Genomic DNA, 6,619 nt, shown 5'->3' with positions numbered 1-6,619 from the left:
CTTCGCGCTCTGCTTCCCACTGCCGGAGGGCCTCTTGATGTTCTCTCAATCTTTCTTGGTAAGCTTGTATAAGAGCTTCACATTCTGCTTCCCACCGTCGCAGAACTTTCTCATATTTCTGTTGATGAACTCTCCGGATCTCTTCACATCTTACTTGCCACAAACAAACCTCTTCGTAATATTTATTCAGTTTTTCCTGGTGGGCTTGTTCAAGGGCTTTGCATTCCGCTTCCCAGCAACGCAGAGCTTCTTCATGTTTCCATATTTTTTCTGCTCTTTCTCTCTCATATTTTTCTTTTCGCTTCTCGTATGTCCATGATTCGTAGAGAAAACGTGCTAGCGCTGCAATACCGACAATACCTGCTAAAACAACCAATTCTGGAGCCTCCGCAATAATCAAGGTAATGAGCACAGCAACACCAGCACCAGTTGCCCATGCCGATTGCAGCTTGCCCATCAAAGGCTGGGGTAGCTCGGGTAGATTTGGCCTAACAGGGCGTTCCGGCATTCGAGGTAGTTCAGGTTCCGTTGGGCGCTCCGGCATCTGTGGCGGCTCCGGCTCCAGCGGACGGGCAGGCATCTGTGGCGGCTCAGGCTCCGGCGGGCAAGGTGGGAGATCTGGCCCCCTCAAGAGGAGAGCAATCGGCTGGGGTAAAACAACGTAGGGATAATAGTCTTCCCGAACGTACCTTAAGATGGGATGCGAGTGCCTGTCGTGATCTTGCATGCTTGAGCCTCCAGATAAGTTCCCTTGGAATCCAGTTTGAAAAGACTTTGGAAAAGGGATCTTCAAAGAGGCCCTTGAAGGGGTAGGAAGCAAGCAAATGCGCGAACCGACGTCGTGGCCTGTCTACATTGTCGGGGCTGGCCCCGGGGATCCGGAGCTGATTACCCTGCGGGGGCAAAGACTGCTGGCGGAAGCCGATGTAGTGTTCTACACAGGTTCTTTGGTGCCAGAGGGAGTGCTGGCCCATTGTCGCCCTGGGGTTGAGGCCATTGACACCCGCTCCTTCACGCTGGAAACGCTGCTGCCGCAAATTGTGGAACGGGTCAAGGCGGGGCGGCGGGTGGTGCGGCTGCAGGATGGGGATCCCTGCCTTTACGGCGCTCTGCACGAGCTGCTGATCCGGCTGGCGGAGGCAGGGATCCCTTTTGAGATCGTGCCGGGAGTAAGCGCCTTTCAATTGGCAGCCGCCCGTTTGCAGGTGGAGTTGACCATACCCAAGTTGGTACAGACGATTATCCTCACCCGCGCCAGCGGTCGCACCCAGGTACCGGAAGCAGAAGCCCTGGCCAGTCTGGCAGCCCACCGCGCCTCTTTGTGTCTATATCTGAGCGCCCGCCACGTAGAACAAGCGCAGGCAGATCTGCTGGCTCACTACCCCGCCGATACCCCGGTTGCCGTTTGTTATCGCTTGGGTTGGCCGGACGAACAGATCTGGCTGGGATCCCTGGCCGAGATGGCCGCCCTCACCCGGCAAGCCGGCTTAGAACGCACAGTGCTCTATCTCGTCAGCCCTGCCTTGAAAGGCTTGTCAAGCTCCAGATCTGCCCGCTCGCGGCTCTACAGCCCTGACCACACCCACCTCTTCCGTCCCAGAATGGGCCGGCAGCCCCGTTTGTAACAGGCTCTTTCAGTATATTGACGGACTCCGGCAGATTGAGCACAATGAGGCAGCAAGATGAGGTCAGAGGCCTTGACTTCTGGCGAGGGGGTACTCGTTTTTGCCGAGAGAAGTGGATCCCTCTTGGATTGGAGTTGTTACAAGACCATTTTTTCACTCTCTAACTTAACTTTGCGAACTCTAACTTTATGGCTGGCTCATCTGCTGCTCGCAGCGTGGAAACCCTGATCAAGGCTCTGCAGAAGGCCCTGGCCCCCCTGCCAACCCGTTCGGCCCTGAAGCAAGATGTCCTTTACCTCATGGTGGATCTCCCACGGCAGGGGATGTTTAGCCGCTCTATGGTGTTGCATCGAGTTGCCAGCCAATTGGGGGGCTTGCCTGTGCAGGGAGTTAGCCAACTGGTGGTGTACGGTCGGCTTCAGGGGGAAACACAGCCGCAGTGGAAAAAAGTCTTCTACTTGTCCTCTGGGGAAAGCAGTGCCGATGCCACGCAGATTGTATTACCGGGCACCAAGATTTCTGAGATCAAGGTGCTGGAGGCCCAAAAACCTGTTGTGGATCCCGACCACAACTCCGATTTTCGCAAAGTTAAAACTCTGGGGGCACCGGTTCCCAAAATTCAGAAAGAGCGCTGGCCAGAAGCGGCTCCAAGCCAGGCCTCGGTTGGCCATGCCCCTTCCCAAGACGGGATCCCGACCCCTCTGCCTACAACTGCTCGCCCCAGTTCTCCTATCGACGTTCTGGCCAACTTTCCGACACTTGATCAATGGTTGCACAGGCCTGCTCTAAGGCCCTTCTTGGGGGGAGCTCTGGCTTTGTCTCTCCTGCTGGGGGCTGGGTTGGTGGTGCGCTCTTTTGGGCAAGCCGATGTTCCTGCCCGAGCCAGATCGCTGGGGCTGGGGATCCCGCTGTTGATCTTGGCTGCAGGGGGGGGCTGGCTGGGTTGGCAAGGCCGGCGTGCCATCAACACCTTTGAGCGGGAGGGATCCCAGGATCCCTTTACAGAAGGGCTGTCCTTTTTACAGGCCAATCCAATTCCTGAGGCAGTGGAGCGGTTTCAGGAGGCTGTGCGGCGACAGCCAGATCACGTAGAGGCCCACATTGAACTGGCCCATCTGTTGGCGAAAACCAACCGACTGCAGGAGGCATTGAGCCACTACCAACAGGCCAAACGCCTGAACCCGAACTTGAGCGGCATCAACACCCACCTGGTGGAAACCCTGAAGGCTCTAGCACGGCAGTGGTTGGCCCAGCATCAGCCGGATGAAGTCTTGATCCATTTGCCCGAAGCGCTGCCCCTCACCCAGGGATCCGCCCAAGCTGAGATCTATAGCCTGCTCGGCCAAGCCTGGGCAGAGAAGGGCAACTGGGCAGAAGCGTTAGCTCAGCAACAAAAGGCCCTGGGGTTGGATCCCCACTTCAGCGAGGCTCATCTCTGCATTGCTCAAGTTCGCCTCAAGCTGGGGCAATGGGACGAGGCCATCGACTCCTGCTGGGCTGCTTTGGAGTTGAATGATCGCCTGGGCCTGGGCCACGCCGTGATGGGACAAGCGCTGATGCGCAAAGGACAGCTAAAAGCGGCAATAGCAGCCTTCCGAACTGCCCTCAGCCTGGATCTCAGTCCTGAGTTGGCAGCCGCTGTGCGGGTGGATCTGGGTTTGGCAATGGTACATGCAGGCCATCTGGCTCAAGCCAGCCAGGAGTTCAGCCAGGTGATCTTCAATGGCCAGTTCAAAAGACAGCAGGCTCGCGCCTACTACGGCTTGGGCCTGGTGTTGGCAAGCCAAGAGCAATACAGCGAAGCCATCAAGAACTACCGGCGGGCTTTGGAGCTGGCCCCCGATCTGCACGCAGCGATGGCCGCCATTGGCCTAGCCTACTTGGGGCCCAAACAACGGGATGCCTCTGGGCGCAAGTTCATCCAGCCCCAACAGTTGCAGCAGGCTATGCAGCAGTTTGAACAGGCCCTCCAAGGAGATTCAGAGTTGCCGGAAGCTCACTTTGGCCTGGGCGAAGTGGCGCGCATCAAGGGGGATCTAACCTCGGCGGAGGCCAGCTATCGACGGGCCATTCGCAGCAATGGCAGCTATGGAGCAGCTCACTATCGTCTGGGATCCATCCTTGCCCGCCAAGGCAAGCTGGAGCAGGCCATTGAACACTTTCGCTCGGCTTTGGAAATCGCTCCCAACTTCTCCGAAGCCAGAGTGAGCCTGCAACGGCTTCTCTCCAAACAGATGGAAGAGGCCCATACCGGCCTACTCGTCCCGTAAGGTGGGATAGGATCTTCCAGTTAAGGTTCTCTCAACCCATGACACCAACGCCAGGTTGGGTGGTCAGCCCTGCAACCGCCATCCAGCTCATCCAACAAGGGGCAACGCTTCTGGATGCACGCAGTGCGGAATTGCAAGCCGACGGGATCCTGAAGGGTTCAATTCCGGTGAACTGGACGGAGTTTACTCAACCAGAGGCTGCCAACAGCGGCAAGCTGTTGGCAGATGATGCCCTTCTCACCGAAAAGCTGCAGGGCCTTGGCGTGTTTCAGGGGCGTCCGGTGGTGGTGGTGGCCGATCCGCTGCGGGGTTGGGGAGAAGATGGCTGGATCGTTTGGATGTTGCGCAGCTTGGGTCATCCCCAGGCGGTCATGGTGGACGGGGGCTATCCGGCCCTGGTGAAGGAGGGAGTGCTGACCACAACCCGACAAAGCGCCGACGAACCGCAACGGGGCGACTTTGTAGTGCGGCGAACCGACCGGTGGGAGATCGACCGGGACACTCTGCGGGCCAGCCTTGGCTCCGACCGTGTGGCCATCCTCGACAGTCGCGAAGCCCAAGAATACAAGGGAGCCACCCCCTATGGTGAGGCGCGCGGTGGACACATCCCCGGCGCTGTGCATCTCTGCTACAAGGAGCTGATGGATGCGGCGGGATCCCTATTGCCGCCCGATGAAATTCACGCCCGCCTGCAAAAAGCCGGGATCCCTCCGGAAGCCGAGATCATTGCCTACTGCACAGCCGGGGTTCGCGCCGCTTGGGTCACGGTGGTTTTAACCCACGTGGGCCGGCAGGCCAAAAGCTATTCCGGCTCCATCCTGGAATGGGCGGCCGGGGATCTCCAGAAGTTCCCGCTCCAGCCATGAGGGGATCCCTGCCCACTGTGATCTTGGCCGGATGTGGCTATGGAGCCATCGACGCCTTGCGGGCGCTCAAAGGGCAGGCACGGGTGATCGCCATCAACCCCTATCCCTACAGTGTTAATTCAGGCATGTCCACGCGGCTGCTGAGTGGTCGGTTTTCTCTGGAGCTGGTGCGGATCCCTTTGCTGGAGCATATTCAAGCCAACGGCGCCCAGTTTTTGCCGGGGCGAGTCACCCACATCCAACCCGAAGCTCGAACCCTGACCCTGGAGAGTGAAGCCGGGATCCAAACTCTGGCCTACGACTATCTGTTGGTGAATGTGGGCCGGGAGTTGCGCCCCATCGATGGGATCCAACATGCCTTCACCATTCGACCGGCAGAACAATTGGTGGCCGCCCAAACCTGGATCCGGCAGTGCTGGCAACGGGCAGCCCAGGGGGATCCGACGCCGGGCCTGCTGACCTTTGTGGTAGCGGGAGGAGGCTGTACCGGCACAGAGCTGATGGGGGAACTCTACGATCTTTGCCGGGAAATGAGCGCAAAAACAGGGATCCCCTTAGCTCAAGCCCGGCTGATCCTGATCCATCGCCAGGCCCATCTGGTGGAGGGTTTCTCAGAACACTTCCGCCGTGCTGTGGAAAGAGAAATCCGCCGCTTGGGGGTGGAAATCTGGGCCGGATGTCAGGTGAAAGCCTTTGGGCCGGAGCAGGTGTGGCTCTCGGATGGCACCGAGTTGATAGCTCAGACCCGCCTGTGGGCAGGTGGCTTCCAGGCGCCGGCCTGGTTGAGCACCTGCGGCTTGCCGACAGGGCCGACGGGATCCCTGCTCGTGGACAAATACCTGCGGGTGCAAGGCTCAGAGCACATCTTGGCGGTGGGGGACTGCGCTGACTTTGTTTGGGGATCCCGCCTCTTGCCCAAGATCGGCGTGTACGCGGTGCGCCAGGGGCCAATTGCAGCCCAAAACCTGCTGCGGCTCATCCGCGGCCAACCTCTGATCCCCTACCGACCGCAGGCCACGGTTTTTGTTTGTGTAACGGTGGGGAACCGCGTTGCCGTTGCCGAGAAAGGCAGGCTGGTCTGGCGCGGCTATTCAGCCACGGTGCTGAAGAACTTTTTTGATTGGCTGTACATGCGCAAACTTAAGCCCCTGCGCTGGCAGGAGTTTTTCTACTGACTCAAGCTCTACCAAGAACGGGGTTAAGATCAAAACCAGATGGGCCAGGTCGGGCTCGCTTCCCAAATCCTGAATATCTGAGAACTATGGCTATTCCCGGCGGCAATGGGCTATGAGCGGGTCGACTTTTGCCGACCGGCCAGAGCAGCGACCAACCAGGAGCAACAATGCCTCTAGATAACCTGCGCGGACTCTATCAGCAAGTCATTCTGGAGCGGTACAAAAAGCCCCACAACTTCGGCAGAGTGGATCCCGTCCACCGCCACCAACGTGGCCACAACCCCTCCTGTGGCGACACCATCGACCTCACCTTACAACTGGATCCCAGCCAGGAGCGGATTGTCGATATCAAATTCGAGGGGGCAGGCTGTGCCATTGCCCTGGCTTCTGCCGATCTCATGGCGGATGCGGTGCGGGGGCGCACCATCCCCGAAGCTCTGCAGTTGGTGGAGCGCTTCCAAGCCATGATGCGCGGTGGCGAAGAGTTCCCGCGGGAGCAACGGGCTTTGAACGCCATGAAAGGGGTAGCCCAATTTCCAGTGCGCATCAAATGCGCCAACCTGGCCTGGCATGCGCTCAAATACGCGCTGGAATCGCCCGAACCCCAGGCCAATGGGTCGGCCTTTGTGAGCAACGAAAACACCGACTGACCAAAAGGCGCGGCAAGCCCCGTCCTTCAGGGC

General features: G+C 58.8%; 6 protein-coding genes. 5 read left to right on the top strand and 1 reads right to left on the bottom strand.

Annotated features, from left to right (window positions below; all coding sequences use genetic code 11):
- Nucleotides 1–457 (bottom strand): hypothetical protein (locus NW829_RS08690; protein ID WP_414416890.1); only part of this gene is annotated, 457 nt, incomplete at its 3' end.
- 367 nt (nucleotides 458–824) lie between these two features.
- Between NW829_RS08690 and cobM the strand changes: the two genes are divergently transcribed.
- The 5 genes from cobM (at nucleotide 825) to sufU (ending at nucleotide 6,586) form a co-directional block, all read left to right on the top strand.
- Nucleotides 825–1,625 carry a precorrin-4 C(11)-methyltransferase gene (gene cobM, locus NW829_RS08685; RefSeq protein ID WP_011434250.1) on the top strand — a complete coding sequence of 267 codons (801 nt, stop codon included), beginning with the start codon at nucleotides 825–827 and terminating at the stop codon, nucleotides 1,623–1,625.
- A 188-nt stretch (nucleotides 1,626–1,813) separates the two neighbouring features.
- The gene (locus NW829_RS08680; protein WP_414416889.1) at nucleotides 1,814–3,895 is read left to right on the top strand and encodes a tetratricopeptide repeat protein; all 2,082 of its coding nucleotides are present in this window, start codon (nucleotides 1,814–1,816) and stop codon (nucleotides 3,893–3,895) included.
- 38 nt (nucleotides 3,896–3,933) lie between these two features.
- Complete coding sequence (locus NW829_RS08675) at nucleotides 3,934–4,761, top strand: sulfurtransferase (RefSeq protein ID WP_414416888.1); 828 nt, start codon at nucleotides 3,934–3,936, stop codon at nucleotides 4,759–4,761.
- Complete coding sequence (locus NW829_RS08670; protein ID WP_414416887.1) at nucleotides 4,758–5,936, top strand: NAD(P)/FAD-dependent oxidoreductase; 1,179 nt, start codon at nucleotides 4,758–4,760, stop codon at nucleotides 5,934–5,936. The genes NW829_RS08675 and NW829_RS08670 overlap by 4 nt, the downstream gene beginning before the upstream one ends.
- Before the next feature lie 167 nt (nucleotides 5,937–6,103).
- Nucleotides 6,104–6,586 carry a Fe-S cluster assembly sulfur transfer protein SufU gene (sufU, locus tag NW829_RS08665; protein WP_011434254.1) on the top strand — a complete coding sequence of 161 codons (483 nt, stop codon included), beginning with the start codon at nucleotides 6,104–6,106 and terminating at the stop codon, nucleotides 6,584–6,586.
- Nucleotides 6,587–6,619: the final 33 nt, after the last annotated feature.

Source organism: Synechococcus sp. R55.8 (assembly GCF_047461895.1).
Taxonomy (GTDB): Bacteria; Cyanobacteriota; Cyanobacteriia; order Thermostichales; family Thermostichaceae; genus Thermostichus.
Note: the sequence above shows the minus strand (reverse complement) of the source record. Positions and strands in the feature narration are given on the sequence as shown.

Excerpts from the sequence above, each read along its gene's own strand:
- NW829_RS08675 (WP_414416888.1), top strand. The coding sequence starts at position 3,934 with ATGACACCAACGCCAGGTTGGGTGGTCAGCCCTGCAACCGCCATCCAG.
- NW829_RS08670 (WP_414416887.1), top strand. The coding sequence starts at position 4,758 with ATGAGGGGATCCCTGCCCACTGTGATCTTGGCCGGATGTGGCTATGGA.
- cobM (WP_011434250.1), top strand. The coding sequence starts at position 825 with ATGCGCGAACCGACGTCGTGGCCTGTCTACATTGTCGGGGCTGGCCCC.
- sufU (WP_011434254.1), top strand. The coding sequence starts at position 6,104 with ATGCCTCTAGATAACCTGCGCGGACTCTATCAGCAAGTCATTCTGGAG.
- NW829_RS08680 (WP_414416889.1), top strand. The coding sequence starts at position 1,814 with ATGGCTGGCTCATCTGCTGCTCGCAGCGTGGAAACCCTGATCAAGGCT.